We start from the raw sequence: 18535 nt of genomic DNA on the forward strand, positions 1-18535 counted from the left end.
TCAAGCACTCCTTCATTTTAATATTGATCAAGATATATGACGGACCGTATTAAGCTTGTTATGAAAGGTGGATAATAGTCGCTCCAACCTCCACAGGACTCTGCTTCTCCAGCTTAATATCCGGGAAACGATTCGAATTGGCGATAATGATCGGGGTTATGACTTCATACCCTTCCGCCTTGATGGCATCGATATCGAAGCTGATCAACAAGTCACCCCGTTGTACCCGGTCCCCCACTTTAATGGAAGAGTTGAAATGTCTCCCCTTCAGGTTGACGGTATCCACTCCAATATGAATGAGTACCTCTTCTCCATCATAACCATTTAATTTGACCGCATGTTTGGAGTCCATGAAAGCCGTAACTTCACCTGTGATTGGTGCATACAGTTCTCCTTTTGCAGGGATAATTGCAGCGCCTTTACCCAGCAATCCCAAAGAGAAAACATCGTCTGGTACACGGTCCAGAAAGACTAATTCCCCTTGCATCGGGCTGGCGATCGTAAGTGGGCGTAATTCATTTTGGCTCGGTACATTTGCATTTGTTGTTGCAACAGACTGCGTGCCGGCCGTGTTGTCTTTAACAGGCTGCCCGGAAAGCATCTTGTCATCGTTAACATTGGAATTGCCTTCTTCTTCATCGTCTACTGGATCTTCAAAACCAATGATCCATGTCAGGGCAAAGGTAACGATAAAAGCAATCAGACAAGTCACAATGGCATGAACGATGTTCATCGGATTGCTTCCAATGAAGGCAGGCAACGCGGCAAGCCCAGGAGAAACGAAGGCATAACGCACTAATCCAGTCAGACCAGCGTATATCCCTGCTACGCCACCACCAATCATTGCGGCAATCAAGGGTTTCTTCAGTTTCAGTGTTACACCGTACAAGGAGGGTTCCGTGATGCCAAGCACAGCGGTGAAACCGGATGAAGCAGCGAGCTGTTTCAGTTTTTTGTTTTTGGTTTTTAATGCTACAGCAAGCGTAGCCCCACCTTGAGCAATATTGGACGCTAGCATTCCCGGACCGTTGATCATTTCATATCCATTTTTGGTCAGTTGGCTAGTTGCAATCGGCGTCATCGCCCATGCAGTGCCTGTCACGATCAGGAACGGTTGCAAAGTTCCCATTAACAAAGGAATCAGCCAACTGGCTCTGGCATTAATCGCTTCTGCACCCAGCGCAACTAGATCATTCAGGTACGTTCCGAAAGGCCCGATCGCCACCAATGCAAGAGGTGCTGTAATCAATAGCACAATCATCGGTTTCGTGAAAAATTTGATCATTGAGGGCGATACTCGATCCGCGAAACGTTCAATATAAGACATGAGCCAAACGACAATAATAATTGGCAGCACGGAACCTGCGTAATCGGTTAGTCGAACTGGAACACCGATGAAAAACACATCTTTTCCTTCCGCCATCAGGGCGCTCCATCCCGGGTGTAACAAAACACCGGCAACGGTCATCGCCAGAATTGGACTTGTTTCGAACTTAATGGAAGCTCCATAAGCCAGCAGAATAGGCATGAAATAAAACGCCGCATCCGCAATGGTGTTAAGGATGTAATAGTTTTGGCTTTCTGTAGTTACGAGGCCTGTCAGCACAAGTACGGCTAATATCGCTTTGATCATACCCGCGCCAATAATTGCCGGTATTACCGGAGTAAATGTCGTCGAGATTACGCTTATGAATCTGGAAATCCAGCTCTGTTTCTGCTTTGGTCCGTTATTTTTGCCGGAATCTGATTTGGACTCCGCACTTTGGGTTGCTGAACCCATCTGCTGAGTGATAACTCGGTAGACCTGCTGCACCTCATTGCCCACGACAACCTGGTATTGTCCACCATTGTTCACAACGGTAATGACACCTGGAAGAGCTTTGAGTTTTTCTGTCTCCGCTTTGGAGATATCGTGCAGTTCGAATCGAAGTCGGGTTGCGCAGTGCGTAAGCCGAGCGATATTATCCTTCTTTCCAACCAATTCCGTAATCTCTTGTCCCAACTTGCGATAATCCATACCTTTGCCTCATTTCTGAAATTGGATATAAAAAAGACCAAAACGATATGCCTCCCCCTTCTCACATAAGGAAAATGCAAAATCATTTTGGTCATGCCTGCTTTACCAGTAACAGCCAAACACTGCTAATATTCAATTCATTATTGATGTAAACGTTTACTGGATCATAATATCACACAACAATTTAGTTAGCAATCACTTTATTCGACATTTTTCTTTATACCTATTAACAGGAACGAGAGCCGAATGACCCGAAGCGTGAATATGATGTTAGCTGATGGATACACCTTCTTTGAACTACTTACTTACACTTTCCCCCTTAATCAACTTCTTAAAAGCAGTGTATTCTTTATTAGATCTTATAAAATTTAATATCTCATTGGCACACTCACTCGATCTCATTATTTCAGTATTAAATTCAAGATCATATTCATTAAAGCAATACACGTTATCATATTGTGAATTTGCTAAACCAATCTCCCTGTCTCCTCTAAGTTGTTCTCTTCTAGCAAGTTCTTCCTTTGAACATTTAACTTCTACGAATATGACTGAGTGATCTGATAATAATTCAATACAAGTATTGAACCATTTGTCATTACCTATAACAGAATCTACAACTACGTTATTTCCCATCGCAGAAAATAGTTTTATTGTCGAGTAGTATAATGAAATCAACGGATCTGCAAGAATTTGATTTACTACTTGTCCATCCTCTGCACCATTTGCTTCCATACTCGGAAATGTGCTATTAATGAAATCTTTATAACTATGAAATAGCCCATTAATAAAATTATCAAATGATAAATGTTGAAATGGGATATCACTTTGAGTTAATAATTCATTAGATATGCTTGTCTTTCCAGAACTTGAAGTACCATTAAGAAGAACTATAATCCCTGGCTTCAATAGAATCCGCCTTTCATCATTTTATTTTTGCGTATCTTTCAGCTAATACTGAACTTCATGAATTATCCATTTTAAAGTATTCGCGAAGTTATTGAACAATCCTGCCCGTTAGTTTAATGAATTGACAGGCAAAATAATGATTAGATATAACCCTAATCAGCAATAGGACCAAGTTCTTGTCCCAAGTAAAGGACAATAACTTGTACCGATAAAACAAAAAATCCGCTATAATAGCGACTTTAATGGGAATATATTCTTGTCCTTCGACACTTACCCTTTATGTATACAGCTCCAATTACGTGGAAAGTTGCCAGACTATTCCTCATTCCGCGCTAACGGAGAACGTTAGTCAAAACGACAACAGCGGCAGTCTAAGACTTTATTTATCAAGTCTTGGTCCGCCGCTGCTTCTTTTAATTGATCAGTCCAATTCTTTATTTCAACCGAACATTTAGTGTTATCTATATTGTACTGCTCTAGACAGTTTTGGACCCTATCCCATACTGAAAGTACTTAGGGGTGCAATGGACATGCAATTCAATTCCCGCACTAGCAGCAATTTGCTCAATCTCTTTATCGCCAAAGAAATTCTTCACTATAGTAGCATGATCACCATTATTAAGCTTCCGAACCATCGTTTGCCCAGATGTCCCCACTACATGAGACTCACGGGTTCCTGCTACTTCTCGATCATCGATAAAGAACATTTTCCCTCCGGGCTTCAAACAGCGTGATACCATGGTGAAGAAGCTCGCCAGTCTCTCTCTGGGTAAATGAGATATCCAAAAAGTAAAAGCAACTGAATCGTATAACTGATCCGGAGACCAACTGAAAAGATCTGCAATGATCGTTCTTACATTGGGTTCAGATACTACCGGATTATGCGAAAGCATTTCTTCGGAACCGTCTACAAGGGTCAATATAAGGGCTTCTTTTAAGAACAAACTACTCCAAGTGCCAGTCCCCGCCGCAAGTTCAAGAAAGTCACCATGAAAATGTTCAGCTTTAAAAGCATTCTTAATCGTACTGATCTCATCGAACCAGATTTGGTTAGCTTCGTCTCCTTGATTAAATGTGCCTCGACGGTACCACCAGTCATCATACTCTGGAGCTCGTTCTTTATAATATTTCAACTGATCTTGAAGCTGCTGATCTGTCACACTTTCGTACGAAGCACCGTTGGTTTCCTTGCTGTTCATGCAAACATCCTTCCCTTCTCCCATCCGGAATTCAGATTCCTACATAGTAAAACCGTTCAATTGGAAGCAAGCACTTCTGGTTCGCGTTTGAGCCGTTCTCAAGTAACGGAAACGAATTATCCAGAACACTCTCTTGCTTCAATTCCCTGCATTAATACTATGTGTAGCATTGTTAATATTATAATCATAGATACAACAATTATATGATACATCAACTTTAAAACTTGAAATTTTTTATTCTAAAATCATTATGTAATTCGCATTCAATATAGATGATCTAACGTTGTTTCTTTAGGGAAGGATTTCGTGGCTACTTGTCGAAGTAATAGAGACAATGATTCAGACAGGCAGGGGAATTTAATGGACTATAAAGCATCCATTCAAGAGATCGAAACCGCACTCCTGTGCTTTTATCTCGCCAGATGATCTACATCATGATACTATTTATATAATTAACTAAACCGAAATGACACAATGTTCTTGTCCTCACCTTGGGACAAGAACTTGATTCCTTAAAACAAAAAAACTGCTATAATAGCGACTTTGAAAGGAATAATGTTTGTGCGCCGCGACAATAACCCTTAAAGACCGCTCACCCGAGTATCGGATGAGCGGTCTTTTTATTTTACTTCTTGTACTGATTGCCGTGTAAATCCCCACTTCTCGGTTTAAGGATCATCGATTGAATTTCTTATTTAGCATTTTCATGTTGATAAGGACATTTGCATTTATTAAAGAACGGTTCTTTTTATTTAAAAGTTAATACTCAATGCTGCTGGATGAACTGCGCTCATCAAAGTTGTATTTGAATGCAACATCGGAAGAAGACTGATCCTTCATCTGCTCAATTGATTTTCATTTGGTAACTGACAACTTGATCAGAGAACTGGCTAGCGATTTTCATTGGTAATATTTACTTATTAAACTGTGTTCTTTTCTTTGTTAAAGTGGATAAGCATTATCAAGACAAAGATGGGAGTTTTAATAGACATGAACGTTCTCACTAAATCCATCATTGGTCTGCTTTGCGCGACGACACTAGCGGGCACGTATTTCAGTTATACGGAGCATCAGGATAATCGACAATGGGAGCAGCAACAACAGCGCAATACGCAATACTGGTCGCATATGCAATCGATCTACTTGGGCAATTTCGACTATGCGCTTGCGGAGTCCCTTGCGGCACCTACGTTTGCAGATCGGCAAGCAGCACTTCAATCTGCGATTGAAAATGCCAATCTTATATTGCAATTAATAAGGAGTGCATCCGCTACAACGAACATTCAATCTTGGCCAGCGTATGAATCGTTTATCACGAACGGCAGTCGCTACTTGGCCTATCCCGCCAGCGAGAAGAAAATTTCGCTCAACCAGAATCAATTAGAACAAATTCATCGTCTGAGAAAGTTCGCGAGGAGCGCCCTACCGTATCTTGATCTGATGAGAGAGAAAGGTGACGGCACCTCTTTATCGGATATAGAACGGATCTCGACCGAAATGGAAGAGGCCTTGTCTCAACTCGACTCGGTGTCCACGTACGGCAATAAAGCCTTTAACGAGTTCCTGTACAATCAGAATCCTTACGCACCTCCGAAGCCAGGAACCGTTTTCGCCGGTGAAACCACTTATAAGGCTACGGAGCTTGCGGCCAAAGCGAAAATCTTCATGGGCGAAGCTTGGAATACAGGAGCAGGTAAGCAAATCGTCAACATGGTCTCAGGCGGGAGCAGCCCCCAATTAGGAGAAGTCATGGATTTCAAGTTATCAGACACCGCTGGAAAACCAACCAGCACCTATATTGCAACACTGAGTAAAAGCGGACACGTGCTCCAAGTGACACGCGACGGCTCGACCTCCGAAGAAGAAGCTGTGGAGCAATCGATGGACTTAAAGCAGGCTATCTCGGTAGCAGACACCTGGATGGCGCGTTGGTCTGACGAACGTCTGACAATAGTAGCAAAAGAAATAAAAAACACCTCAATTCATATCACTTATATTCCGGTTCGGGAGCAAGTTTCCATTCCGCAGATGCAAGTTTTATGGGAGTTTGATCGCCGTACTGGTGCGTTAAAGAGCTTTGATGCGTATAATTATTTTTACAATTACAATAAAACCTTTCCACTTCACCCGAAACTGACAGCGAAGCAAGCCTTTGAGAAGCTCGGACCAAAAGTAAACGTCTCGGGTAAGCCAAAGCTGGAGATCCACAACAGCAAGCTTGTATACGCATTTTCTGTCACTGGAATCGAAGGCGTTTCTCACGTATACATAAACGCCCTCACAGGCGCTTACGAAGACATCGATTACAGCTTATAACCACAACAAAACTAGGCAACCCCACGAACACCTCGCTGCGGGCAGCCTAGATTTTTGCGTGCCGATGTGGAGCCACCACAATTCAATTATTCTGCCCGTTAGTTTAAATAAAAGCAGCCGATCACGTTGGTCAGCTGCTTTCTTGGTTTTATTAAGCTAACGTTTTCCCGTTGTTTCAGGTGCTAACAAACCTAGTTTATTGAACGGTGTTGATCTTAGGTTGTGTTATGTCTTATTAATTGAAACACTTTTAATAGTTGAGTTAGTACTATCAGTTACTGAGTAAGCCGTTTTAAATGCGAGTATATTTGCACAAATACTATAGCCAACCCTGCCATCAGTAATCCCAGCACCTCAACAAATGATAAATTACGATGTAAGAAGAGAACATCTAACACAGTGACCTCCAATAGCATCAAATTGTTGATCAGACTATTTTCATAGGCTCTTAAGTGCTTTTGACTCCAAGTCCATAAGGAGAATGCAAATGAACCATTTATGATCCCCAGCCAAAGTAGAATACCGATAAGTGGCCAAGAGAAGCTCGGTAACCCTTCAAATAATAGTCCTATTATTAACATACCAAAGGCACCAATCGACATAGGAATGAGAACAAGATCTCCCGGCTTTGCTCTGCCGTTTTTTAGTAAGTGCCTCGTAAAGGCCAAATGGACAGCATATCCAGCACAAGAAGCAAGTATTAATACAATTCCGCTAAAATCGCTTTTCCCAAAATCCCAAGGGAAATAGAAAACAACAATTCCAGCAAGTGCAGCCATTATACCTATAAATGATGAGCGACCACGTAACTCTCTAAGCCAAAAAACGTCGAGTATAAGTAAAGCTGCAGTATTACCAACGGAGAGTATCATACTCGTTTGTGTTGGTGTTATAAACATTTGGCCAGCGTACTGTAGTCCCTGTGCCATTAGATATCCGGTTACTCCAAGAATAACCAAATAATAGGGTCGTAATTTGATACGTGCATTTCCCTTTTGAGTATCCGGTTTTGGCATGATCATAGTTCGATTCACCAGAATCAACCGAATTAGCAGCAATGTAATTGCAGAAACAGTGTATCGTAATCCAGCTAATGTAAAAGGTCCAATATTATGCTGAAACGCAAACTTATTCAAGATATAAGAAGTCGACCAGAGCAAAGTGACCAATACGGCTGCACCAATGGCGAGAAAATAACGATCTTTGACTGTACCTACACGACTTGAGTCTTCCTTAGTCAATAGAGACACCTCTTGCTTCGTGAGAAATGAGCCATTCTTTGATACACTCCGTTGCCTTTGCTAAAGCCTGCCGATGATGATCATTAATTTCAATAGTGGGTGATCCTTTTTCAGCAATGGTTAAACCGCTAGGCAACTCAAAAATGCGAGAATAACCACTCGCTAGCTCACCACGTGGACTGAACGCAATTCTTCCTTCTAACTTTCCATATGTAACTGAACTACTACCATCCGGGAAACGGATTACGATTACACTCATAAATCGTGCGTCACGAAGTGGAGGGTTATGTACATGTTTTAATTTTTCAAGCAATTTTAAACTTCGATCATCATCTGTACCTGGAGCCCACCGGGCAGTACGAACACCAGGCTCTCCATCCAAAACACTTACACATAACCCTGAGTCTTCCGCAACTACTATTCTATTCGATGTTAGCTGTACTGCACTGGCCTTCAAAAGCGCGTTTTCTTCAAAAGTTACTCCGGTCTCGTCAACTTCGTTCACTTCACCTGAAAATAACGCCCTAGTTTGTATCGGTAATTCCATTAGTCCTTCCATAAGCATTTTTATTTTCCTCGGGTTCCACGTGGCTAAGACAATTTCCATAACTTTCTCCTCCTATTTAGCTACACTTATGGTTCGTATGATATGATTGTAGTTAAAAAAAGGGAAATAAAAAGAGTATAATTTTCAATTGAAAACTTCCCCTTTTTATTGTGGAGGTGAATCTTTTGCAGTTATCGGAACATTTCTTCAATCTCAAGAACTTATTTGGCAAGCTCGAAGCTCAAATTTCACAGAAGACTACATTAGAGGAGCTCGGCACATTGTGGAACTGTACACCACGAAATGTAAAGTGGATCATCCGTCGTTTGTGTGCGGCTGGGTGGATCGCATGGTCCCCAGGTCGCGGACGAGGTAATCGCTCAACGTTGACTATATTAACTTCGGAAGCCGAGGTAGCACTTGCACTTGCCCAGGAAGCAACGAATAAAGGAAGATTTCATGATGGAATAAGATTTCTTGAAGAGCATGACGTAGACGATGCAATACGTGGTCGTTTTGTACAATGGCTGGAAGGACAGTATGGTTACCGAGTAGATAAGAATGAGAATTATCAACTTGATACGCTGCATCTACCCTTTTACCGTAGTATGCCTAATTTAGATCCGATTTTCACACTTCGGCGCACGGAGTGGCATATGGCTCGCCAACTCTTTGATACGCTTCTTACCGAGGATGACAACAGCGGAGTCCTCCCTCATTTGGCTTATTACTGGGAGACTGACGAAACTGGATGTATATGGACTTTTTACATACGTAAAGGGGTACTTTTTCACGATAATACTGAACTGCATGCGAAGGATATTGTCTATACAATTAAACGTTTAACGTCTACAGATTTTGGACGAACGGAATGGACTGAGCTTCCATTGGATAAAATCCGGGCACAGGGCCCTTACTGTGTTGAGATTAGTCTTAAACGACCTTATCATCTTTTATTACAACTGCTCGCTTCTCCGCGGGCTTCGATCCTCCCCCTTTCTTCCGCAGAACGTTTGCCTAGGGATTTTGCACGTCTACCTATTGGAAGTGGACCGTTCCGAGTGATTGAGAATGATAACTCCCAAATTGTTCTCGAGGCATTTCCTTCTTATTTCTCGGGACGAGCTCAACTCGACCGGATTGAACTGTGGATCATAGCAGAGACACGTTATCGTCCATTGCCGCTAAAGGAAATAGCAGGAGAAGCCCTCCCTTATATTCACCCTTTTCAACTTCACACACGGAACAATCATCCGCCTGATATTAAACAAGTAGAAACGGGATGCACATATATGACATTTCAACTGAACAAGCCGGGACCTTTGGAATCTAACGATTTTCGACATTGGCTTTGTCGTGCGGCCAACCCACACCGCATGAATGTTGGTCTCAATAATCATACCTATTCCCCTGCGTACAGTTTTTTTTCCAATTGGAGCATAATAACCGAACAAATGTTAAAGCGTGAATATATGAATGATGGCCCCAGCTATTTTAATACTGAACCAGATCCTCTTAATGCACCTCCCTTTCATCCAGAGCAACCACTATCAATTCTGACTTATCATATACTGGGTGATTCCTTGGAGCGAAATGCTCGCTGGTTTAGCGAACAATGCGCTGAATATGGAATAAAGATTAACGTGGAGGTTCGAGATTATGAAGATTTTATTCGTCCGGAGATTATCGATGCCGCGGATCTTGTATTAGCTAACGCTGTTGTTAATGATAATTCGGTAATTTCTTTCTTACGTCTTATGTTTGACGATCGTCACGTCATACGTAGGCATCTATCCCCTGAGATTTATGAACATCTAATCATAAGATTACGCAAGATCGAAAATGAGCTTGAAGCAAACAAACGGATCCGAATGACTCAGGAAACAGAACAATGGCTTAAAGATAAATTGGCTATATCCTTTTTGTACCATCTAGATCAGTTTACTTACTATGACAATCGTTTAATAGGAATGCAAACAAACGCTTATGGTTGGGCAGATTTTTATAGACTTGCGTTACGACCGTCCAAGCACTAATGATTTTTCCATATCCAGGAGTAGTAAACTTGGGAGGTTTTGATTTAGGTACCTTCAATCGTTAATCTGAATAAGTTCCCATCCTCGTTTCGAGACAGGAACTTATTCAGATAAATAAAATGGTGACTTTATATCAAATATCAAACACAGTCCCCTTTCTATACGGACAAGCATATCAACAACCTTCGAGTTATCATCTGATTTAATGATGAAAGACTTAAGCAATTGATTTTCTATCGCAAAGTAAATTTTCTAATAAACTAAAATATCACAAAAAATTTAAGCAAGATCAAGAACACCCTAGAAACTTCCTTTTATTCAACTAACCTACCCGTTAGCTTAATGAAACAGATGAAGAATCTTATTAACATTAATACCATGTTCTTAACCTTTTCAACAATGAACTAGTTCTTTGGCTTTGGTCGAAAAAACCTAGTTCCTGAAATGAAAAAATCGTTATTCAAGCGAAGTCTGATAATCGTATGCTTTTATCTAGTCACATGATCTCCATCGAGTTCTATTTAGATAATAACCTAATCCGAAATGACACATTGTTCTTGTCCTCAGCTTGGGACAAGAACTTGATTTCTTAAAACAAACAAGCCGCTATAATAGCGACTTTGTATGGAACAATGTTTTTGTCCCGCAACATCTCTGTTTGCCATTTCATTTCTATGGCTTTCATCTTTAATTCCGCCGGATAACTCACTCTGAGGTTTTCATTAAAAAACACCTCCAAGATGATCTCCCTATCTTACGACAAGGTTTCATTCTCTTGAAGGTGTTTTATTTGTCTCACGTTATGTGATCAGTCCATCCGCTTCGTTGGTCTGTCACTGCTTTTCTATATAACATACATATTCCTAATGAATATAATTGCAATTAAGTAAGTACGGTCATCGCCTCTCTTGTAAATGGAAGCAGATCATCGGTACGTCCTTCTTGAATTTTCTTAGCCCATTCAGGGTCGACTAGAAGAGCACGCCCTACAGCAACCAAATCAAACTCATTATTCTGAAGTCGTTGTACCAATCCATCGATACCGACGTTACTTGCACCTTTACCTTCTGTGAACAGACTTGTAAAGTCACCATCAAGACCAATCGAACCAACGGTGATTGTCGGTTTTCCAGTCAGTTTTTTGGTCCATCCAGCAAAATTCAGATCAGAACCTTCGAATTCCGGCTCCCAGAAACGTCGTGTGGAACAGTGGAAGATATCGACTCCAGCTTGAACCAAAGGTGCGAGAAGCTGCTCCAGTAATGCCGGTGTTTCAGCCAATTTAGCCTGATAATCATCTGTCTTCCACTGAGATAAACGCAGTACAATCGGGAAGTCCGGTCCAACTACTTCACGGCAAGCCTCAATCACTTCAACTGCAAAACGTGTGCGAGCCATCATATCTCCACCGTAACGATCCGTACGAGAGTTGGTTTTCTCATACAGGAATTGGTCGATCAGGTAGCCGTGTGCTCCATGGATTTCAACACCATCGAACCCAACGCGTTTCGCTTCTGAGGCTGCTTTTGCGAATTCCTGAACGATTGTAGCAATCTCAGCTTCCGAATAATCATTAACATGACCCTTGGCTCCCATATGCCAGATCTGTGGAATAATTCGACCGCCAGCTTCATGTACTTCAGATACAACATGTGCCCACCCATTCATTGCAGCTTCCCCATAAAAATGCGGCACATTGGCTTGATTGGATGCATCCGGGTGATTAATTATCGTCCCTTCCGTCACAATAAGCCCCACTGCGTTCTCTGCTCTGCGGCGGTAATAGCCCGCAACATTCGAACCCGGGATACCGTCCGGAGAAAACTGACGCGTCATCGGCGCCATCACGATCCGATTGGATAACTTCAAGTGACCTAACTCTATAGGTTGGAACAATGCTTCTACGGATTGAGAAAAATTCATAATAACCTCCACATATTTAGTTTATATAGTTGACCTAGGAGATGTTAAACAGCAACCAGCCTGGTTAACAGCTAGACGTTACTTCCAAATGAATCAATACACGATTTTTATCGAAAAGCCCCACCTCCTTCAAGGTTTCGTGGTGTATTAATCCGCCTTAATTATTTTTGACTTCGCAGTCAAGAATTTCACAAAAAAAAGATCAAGACATGATCATGCCAAATGAAGTACGCAGAACCATCTCGATCTGTTCACGGGATGAACCTGATTTCTCCATAACTCTCACACCCAGGATGGTGTTATTTAGATAAGATGCAAGCTCTATACTCGTATACCGGTTGGAAATTAACTGTTGTTCCTGGCCACTACTTATGATCTTCTCTAATACCAGTTGAATCTCTTCTACCATGAGTTCAGCTTCGCGTGTGACCTGCTCGTCATCTGTTCCGAATTCGAGTGATGCATTCACAATTAGACACCCTTGGCAGTTAGCTTTATCGTCTAAAAGGGAATATCGTAAGGCATCCAGTTTATCACCGGGAGACGAATCCAGGGCTTCAATCTCCTTCAGTTTCGCTATAACCTGTTCACGGTAAAGTGCCAGTGCCTTCAGGAACAACGATCGCTTGTCTTTAAAAACACAGTACAAACTTTGCTTTTTGACTCCTGTGGTACGCGTAAGGTCCTCATAAGAAGTTGCTTTGAAGCCTTGATTCCAGAACACTTCCATAGACTGGTGTAATACACGATCGACATCAAATTCTCTTGGTCTGCTCATGGGATTAATATATCAGTTATTGACCATGCAGTCAATAACTGATCATCTTCCATCCTAATCTCTACGGAAATTTCCTACTGGTCCCTTGAATGCAGTCTAACTCTTCCGGTAAGCAACCTTGTGAAAAGCATTGATATAACGGAATAGTGCTTCACCATCATCAGGCACATGCGTGCTTTTATCCAGCGGAAACATCATTGCCTGATACGGCTCTGGCACCATTCTATATTGATGGACATAGGAGGTCAGGATGAACCCGTTGCGTTGCCAGAACTGAATGCGTTCCTGATGAGCCTCCGTTGTCCCGGACTCCGCCTCGATAATCATACCTTTGATCTCGTGTTCCCTTAACGCCCAGGCTCTGAGCTGCTCTAGCATCCAGGTCCCTATGCCCAACCCGCGCAGCTTCTGATCAACCGCGAGGTAATCGATGATCAGGATGCGGTCCGCAGCCTGCCCCTCCAGTCCAGTAACAGCCATCGCAACCACTTCTCCATGATGCACGCCCGTGTGTAAATAGCCAATCCCCCGGTCAAGCATACTGCGCAGAATCGCTTTTGTCTTAGCACCGCTTTGAAAAGCCTCGTGATAGATTCGCTCCATCCGCGCCCACAATGCTTCATCCCACTCCTCTATAGTAGTAAACTCTAATTCCAGCATCTCATTCGCCTCCAGATTTCTATCATAACAATTTCCGCCTCTGCTAATAACACTGTTAAACGTTTGTAGAAGGTACTCTACTGTCTAGTACTTTTATAAATGAATCAAAGAAAAAGCAGAGTACACCACTTGTACGCTGCTTTTTACTCGCTTTTTCAGCTTACACCGAATTCAAGACATGTAAGAGATACTCCTTCCGATTTAATGGATTATGATCGTATCTTGTACATGATGGCACTTCACCATCGAAGGACTGATAGCCATAAAATTCGGATAGCAATACACCTTCACCTTGGGTCCAACCCGGAAGTTGGTTCTTGAATGACTGAATATTCTTAATCGGGATCATGCCATATATCATAAATACCTGGTCATTCTGAATCGGATCCTGATAGGTTGAAGAGGCTTGAGTTAGTTTAAATAAAATCCTACTTAGATAATTAGCAGGAACCTCTAATTCGAACCGATGAATGGGTTCATAAATTTGAGTAGTTGCTTCAGCTAGTGCTCTCATTAGCACAAGAGGCGTTAATTTTCGAAAATCACTAGCTGTACTAACTGCACTTGCATAGGCGGTATCCGTAAGTGTCACGATTAGATCGCGAACTTCCCAACCATATAGTCCTTGCTTAAGCGTCTCATAGACGGTTTCTTCAATTGCCTTATGAAACGATAAAGGTAGGGAGCCAAGCTCTACTTCTAGATGATATTCAATACCGGTTGAACGAGGATTCGGATCAATACGAAAGCCTATAGTACTATAAAATGGGTTTCCCTTGTCTCCCATTCTCTCAACTGCCTCCCCTGTAAAGATAGGCTTTTCAATATAAATAGGCTGTGTCACAAGAAATTCGATATCGATTTGAGCGTCTTTTTTCAGTTGATCCCGAATCACTTCTTTTTGAATTTCACCATAAAGATGAATAGATAGCTCCCTTTGAAGAGAATTCTGCTTGATATGAATAAATGGATCCTGTTCGGCTAATTTTTTCAATGCTCTGAATAAATGAATGGTCTCGTTTTCGTCAGAGGCTTTGATCGTTGTTACTAAACTAGGCGGCGAGAACAGAGTTTCAGTCGTTGCATTGGAAGGAACACCGATATCATCGCCAACCTGGCAGTCTGTTAACCCCATAATTTTCACGATATCTCCACATGCAGCAATTGTTCCATCTGTTGTTTTTCCAGAAAAGAAGTGTTTCAACCCCGTGACCTTGTTGGTAAATTTGATAATTTCTCCTGTTTGATTCATCCGATAATAGGAAAGACTCTCACGTATCTTGATTTCACCAGAGAAAACTCGTACGTAAGCGATCTTTTCGTCGTTTTTTCCACGTTCAATTTTAAAAATTCTCCCTCTTGTAAAAGGAGTATTTTCATAATGAACGGAAGAATTGCAATTCTGTATGGCTGTAATCAAATGGGGAATGCCCTCACCAGTAATTGCCGAACCAAATAGCACCGGATAAAGCTGTGCTTGTTTGAACTGTTCTAGAAACTCCAATTCAAAGTCAACGGGGGCTAAGTCTTTAGCGCTGTAAAGATATCGTTCGAGAAAGCGTTCATTATTATCAGCTAAACGATTTGTTAGGCCCTCCATAAATTTCTGATTGTTTTCCGTGAACAATTCCATATGCGCGGCTGATGTACCGATATTATTAACAAAGCCCATTGCTAAAGCATGGGGTGTCAATTTATCATGGATCTCAGTTAGTAACGATTCGTACCTTGCACCCATACGATCTATTTTATTGATAAAAAAGATTGTAGGGATTTTCAATTTAGCAAGTGTCTTCATCAAAACTCGTGTCTGAGTTTGAATACCTTCGACAGATGAAATGACAAGGATGACTCCATCTAATACTCGTAAAGCCCTCTCAACTTCAGAGATGAACTCGGGGTGACCTGGTGTATCAATCAAATTCACTTTCACATTATTAACCGTAAAAGAAACGACAGCAGATTGAATGGTAATTCCTCGTTGTCGTTCCATTTCCATAGAATCTGTTTGCGTATTTCCTTTATCAACACTGCCGATTTCAGATATGATACCCGTTTCAAAAAGTAATCTTTCAGTTAAACTCGTCTTTCCTGCGTCTACATGCGCAAGAATCCCTATATTTATATTTTTCAAACGTTATCATCCTTTTTATTTTCATATTATTCTCCTTTTGTATAGTCATAGTATTTTTTCGCATACTATTCACGCTCCTTATATGTAATACTCTTATTATACTTTTTATGAATTTTATTACAAACCTTCAACATCAGATTCGTTATCCATCTAGATAAACTCAAAATGAAAAAGACCGTAAAGAAACTAATTCTTCACGGCCCTTTATAAGGTAGGTCAATGATTCATATAATAGTCATATAGTTGCTCGAAGGTTGTAAAGCGTTTGACTTCTCTGCCCACCTTATCATACTCGTCTAGATATTCATCCATCACTTCAAGGAACTTCTCTTTCATTACTGGTAAATCACTTGCATCAAAGTACTGCATAAGATCAAATTTCTTGATCCCCTTCTCCACAGCCATTTCATCAAGATACCCTTGTGCTCCAAAGGCCGAAAGAAAGACGTAGGAAGCATCATTCGTTGTAACACTGTTCAAGATTTTATTGTAGTAGTTGCACCACAATTCTTCGTATGTTCCCCTCAGATTATCAAAGTTAGGAGCAGGTTTAACAATAAAGTTATCGCACATCGTACTATGTAACCTTGTAACGCTATTCAACATATGAAATGATGCTATTCGGATATCTTCAATGGTATGAGCTTCGATGACTGACATGTATAAGGATTCGAGATCATCAGGAACATAGCGAAATGAGCATATCTCTTCCAAATATCGCTTGATTCCTCGTTTGATACACGTGTTATTCATACTGACCAAGGCATTGACTAGATTGTAAAGAACGTCGGCAGATGCATGTCGCACTGAACCGATATCTTCACTCAGCATCGTATCGCTGTATGCTTGCTTAGCCAGATCAATCCATTTTTTTGCTCGATTAAGACACGCTTCTCCTATCGGGCTTGCAAGTGCATCAAGAGCTTTTTGCCTGAAGTCATTCAATTTCTCCAAATCCTCAGGCTTTGCATAGTAGAGTATTTTGAGCTCGGTTAGGCTTGATACGTTGGGACTCTCTAGTGTGGATTGCTCTTGTATTCTTGAATCCCATGGCGTGCAATAGATGTCATATCCAACGTCATCCAAGATGAAGCAATCGGATATTTCCCATCCCCTTTCTGTATTGTTGATAATAATCAAATCAAGATCGCTCTTCTCGTGAAAGTCCCCGGTGCTAAATGAACCCGTAAGCCCAATAATGGCGATATCGTCTAGAAAATCTTTTTTTGCGCGTTCGATAACCATGTTAATTAGCAGTTCATTTTTGTCCAGCAGCTTCTTCTTCACGATTTCGTTCATTCGTTACACCCCTTCGTATAAGCAGGCCGTTCTTCATCCCAACAACCTTAACTTGAGTCTATCGATGTAGAGGTGCGGTTTCTATGTATAAGTTGATTTAATCCAACTTTGCACAAAACCCGCTAAACCGTCGATACGACCATTTAGCGGGTTTCATTAGTTCTTACTATAAACAATTTTCTTTATGCTTTCGTAGGACAAGAAATACTGAGCCGCCAAATCCTCTATACTGACTCCATTGCGAAACAAGGATTTGATCTCAGCGTTTCGAGCAGAGACCCTACTTTTGCTTTGTGTTTTCTCGCCCCATTTTAGGTGTGCCTCTTTGGGTTTGGGGATATAAATCAATTCGCCTTGAACGTATTCTTGAATGATACGTAGCAGTTCTTCGGGAAAAACAAACTCGGCATTTGAATATTTCATGAGCCTCACTCCTTATTTAATAAATCAATAAGGTGCAAAGCCAGTTAGTAGAATATTACGATTTGTCGTTGGCAATGTGATTGTCCCTAAGCTCTATGCAAAGCATTGCCATATCCTTTACTGGCTTTGCATAGAGCCATGCATATAAGAACCCTACCCCGATTGTTTTCAATAGCCTCACCTCCATAGAAAATAGTTAGATTAACCAAGAAATCGCTAATGCGAATATTAAGTATCTCCGTCTCTATCCAATTCCCCAGGTACCGATAAGTTTTGATTTAAACTTTTGAATCTTATAAACAACTTATTGGTTGTCGAATAAGACCTCTGCGGTTAGTTGAATGTGTGCTCTAAAGATCTGTGTAGCACGTTCACCATCGCGGCTAAGAACAGCATCTGCTAATGCCTTATGTTCAGCGAGTCCATCGCGGACTTGCTGTTGCGGGGGGGAACAATGTCGATAAAATTCGCTCAAATCCCAAAGGTTGCTGCAGATATCCAAGAGAACTGGATTCGGACATGCCGCAATAAGCTCGTAATGAAATTGACGATGAATCTCAGACCATTCTTCGCGGACAACAAGCTTTTCATTCCCTTCCTTGTACTCAGCCGTTTGCGATAGCTTGTGATGCACGGCAATTACATTGGATTCCCATGTGAGATCACCATGGGCGATGGATAGGCGTAAAGCTTCGGATTCATTGATTAACCTCGCTTGTATGATGTTGTTCAGTTCTTCTTCCGACGCCGTCTTTACTGAAAATCCGTGGTTAGGATTTTGCTGTACCAGACCCTGAGTCGCCAATCGCGTCAACGCTTCGCGAACAACAGCAACTGAGACTTCGAAACCTTTAGCTAATTCCGCAACTTTTAATGGAGAACCCGGTTCATATTGTCCAGTCAAAATATCGGATTGTAGTTTCTTCCTGACATTCTCGCTTAAGGTGGACGAACCATTCCTTTTGGCCATGAAGCAGCACCTTCCTTCATACACATTATAATTCTACGTAATTGTATGTAGATAGTTTACACCGTTATCAATAAAAAACAAACATT

General features: G+C 41.5%; 14 protein-coding genes. 2 read left to right on the top strand and 12 right to left on the bottom strand.

Going from position 1 to position 18535, the window contains the following annotated elements; all coding sequences use genetic code 11:
- Nucleotides 1–58: 58 nt before the first annotated feature.
- From BLV50_RS06760 to BLV50_RS06770, 3 genes are all read right to left on the bottom strand, one after another.
- The gene (locus BLV50_RS06760; protein ID WP_090806626.1) at nucleotides 59–2017 is read right to left on the bottom strand and encodes a beta-glucoside-specific PTS transporter subunit IIABC; all 1959 of its coding nucleotides are present in this window, start codon (nucleotides 2015–2017) and stop codon (nucleotides 59–61) included.
- A 297-nt stretch (nucleotides 2018–2314) separates the two neighbouring features.
- On the bottom strand, nucleotides 2315–2923 hold the full coding sequence (locus BLV50_RS06765) for a chloramphenicol phosphotransferase CPT family protein (RefSeq protein ID WP_090806628.1): 609 nt from the start codon (nucleotides 2921–2923) through the stop codon (nucleotides 2315–2317).
- 476 nt (nucleotides 2924–3399) lie between these two features.
- Entirely contained in the window at nucleotides 3400–4122 is a 723-nt protein-coding gene (locus BLV50_RS06770; protein ID WP_161490639.1) for a class I SAM-dependent methyltransferase, read from the bottom strand.
- Nucleotides 4123–5112: 990 nt separating this feature from the next.
- Here BLV50_RS06770 and BLV50_RS06775 point away from each other — a divergent pair.
- Nucleotides 5113–6438: a hypothetical protein gene (locus BLV50_RS06775; protein WP_090806630.1), complete on the top strand. Its 1326-nt coding sequence runs from the start codon at nucleotides 5113–5115 to the stop codon at nucleotides 6436–6438.
- A 275-nt stretch (nucleotides 6439–6713) separates the two neighbouring features.
- Here the strand turns inward: BLV50_RS06775 and BLV50_RS06780 are convergent, their stop codons facing one another.
- Both BLV50_RS06780 and BLV50_RS06785 read right to left on the bottom strand, forming a co-directional pair.
- On the bottom strand, nucleotides 6714–7679 hold the full coding sequence (locus BLV50_RS06780) for a DMT family transporter (RefSeq protein ID WP_256337876.1): 966 nt from the start codon (nucleotides 7677–7679) through the stop codon (nucleotides 6714–6716).
- Nucleotides 7672–8286, bottom strand: a complete 615-nt coding sequence (locus tag BLV50_RS06785; protein WP_090806632.1) for a non-canonical purine NTP pyrophosphatase — start codon at nucleotides 8284–8286, stop codon at nucleotides 7672–7674. Before BLV50_RS06785 ends, BLV50_RS06780 begins: the two co-directional genes overlap by 8 nt.
- A 125-nt stretch (nucleotides 8287–8411) precedes the next feature.
- On the opposite strand from BLV50_RS06785, the gene BLV50_RS06790 reads away from it, so the two are divergent.
- On the top strand, nucleotides 8412–10262 hold the full coding sequence (locus BLV50_RS06790) for an ABC transporter substrate-binding protein (RefSeq protein WP_143038099.1): 1851 nt from the start codon (nucleotides 8412–8414) through the stop codon (nucleotides 10260–10262).
- An 882-nt stretch (nucleotides 10263–11144) separates the two neighbouring features.
- On the opposite strand, the gene BLV50_RS06795 is transcribed toward BLV50_RS06790, so the two are convergent.
- The 7 genes from BLV50_RS06795 to BLV50_RS06825 form a co-directional block, all read right to left on the bottom strand.
- Nucleotides 11145–12185 carry an NADH:flavin oxidoreductase gene (locus BLV50_RS06795; protein WP_177031129.1) on the bottom strand — a complete coding sequence of 347 codons (1041 nt, stop codon included), beginning with the start codon at nucleotides 12183–12185 and terminating at the stop codon, nucleotides 11145–11147.
- Nucleotides 12186–12387: 202 nt separating this feature from the next.
- Entirely contained in the window at nucleotides 12388–12963 is a 576-nt protein-coding gene (locus BLV50_RS06800) for a TetR/AcrR family transcriptional regulator (protein ID WP_090806636.1), read from the bottom strand.
- Between the two features lie 96 nt (nucleotides 12964–13059).
- Nucleotides 13060–13623 (bottom strand): GNAT family N-acetyltransferase, encoded by a 564-nt coding sequence (locus tag BLV50_RS06805; RefSeq protein WP_064637872.1) that lies wholly within the window; start codon nucleotides 13621–13623, stop codon nucleotides 13060–13062.
- 160 nt (nucleotides 13624–13783) lie between these two features.
- Nucleotides 13784–15757 carry an elongation factor G gene (locus BLV50_RS06810; RefSeq protein WP_218135367.1) on the bottom strand — a complete coding sequence of 658 codons (1974 nt, stop codon included), beginning with the start codon at nucleotides 15755–15757 and terminating at the stop codon, nucleotides 13784–13786.
- Nucleotides 15758–15973: 216 nt separating this feature from the next.
- Nucleotides 15974–17056, bottom strand: a complete 1083-nt coding sequence (locus tag BLV50_RS06815) for a nucleotidyltransferase domain-containing protein (RefSeq protein ID WP_090806638.1) — start codon at nucleotides 17054–17056, stop codon at nucleotides 15974–15976.
- A 156-nt stretch (nucleotides 17057–17212) separates the two neighbouring features.
- Nucleotides 17213–17479 carry a CD3324 family protein gene (locus BLV50_RS06820; RefSeq protein WP_064637866.1) on the bottom strand — a complete coding sequence of 89 codons (267 nt, stop codon included), beginning with the start codon at nucleotides 17477–17479 and terminating at the stop codon, nucleotides 17213–17215.
- A 304-nt stretch (nucleotides 17480–17783) separates the two neighbouring features.
- Nucleotides 17784–18449: a GntR family transcriptional regulator gene (locus BLV50_RS06825; protein WP_090806640.1), complete on the bottom strand. Its 666-nt coding sequence runs from the start codon at nucleotides 18447–18449 to the stop codon at nucleotides 17784–17786.
- Nucleotides 18450–18535 lie beyond the last annotated feature (86 nt).

The organism is Paenibacillus sp. 276b (genome assembly GCF_900107875.1).
Taxonomy (GTDB): Bacteria; Bacillota; Bacilli; order Paenibacillales; family Paenibacillaceae; genus Paenibacillus; species Paenibacillus marchantiae.

Bases quoted from the DNA above. Each gene is read 5' to 3' on its own strand.
- BLV50_RS06815 (WP_090806638.1), bottom strand. From the start codon at position 17,056: ATGAACGAAATCGTGAAGAAGAAGCTGCTGGACAAAAATGAACTGCTA.
- BLV50_RS06775 (WP_090806630.1), top strand. From the start codon at position 5,113: ATGAACGTTCTCACTAAATCCATCATTGGTCTGCTTTGCGCGACGACA.
- BLV50_RS06820 (WP_064637866.1), bottom strand. From the start codon at position 17,479: ATGAAATATTCAAATGCCGAGTTTGTTTTTCCCGAAGAACTGCTACGT.
- BLV50_RS06825 (WP_090806640.1), bottom strand. From the start codon at position 18,449: ATGGCCAAAAGGAATGGTTCGTCCACCTTAAGCGAGAATGTCAGGAAG.
- BLV50_RS06785 (WP_090806632.1), bottom strand. From the start codon at position 8,286: ATGGAAATTGTCTTAGCCACGTGGAACCCGAGGAAAATAAAAATGCTT.
- BLV50_RS06760 (WP_090806626.1), bottom strand. From the start codon at position 2,017: ATGGATTATCGCAAGTTGGGACAAGAGATTACGGAATTGGTTGGAAAG.
- BLV50_RS06800 (WP_090806636.1), bottom strand. From the start codon at position 12,963: ATGAGCAGACCAAGAGAATTTGATGTCGATCGTGTATTACACCAGTCT.
- BLV50_RS06805 (WP_064637872.1), bottom strand. From the start codon at position 13,623: ATGCTGGAATTAGAGTTTACTACTATAGAGGAGTGGGATGAAGCATTG.
- BLV50_RS06795 (WP_177031129.1), bottom strand. From the start codon at position 12,185: ATGAATTTTTCTCAATCCGTAGAAGCATTGTTCCAACCTATAGAGTTA.
- BLV50_RS06770 (WP_161490639.1), bottom strand. From the start codon at position 4,122: ATGAACAGCAAGGAAACCAACGGTGCTTCGTACGAAAGTGTGACAGAT.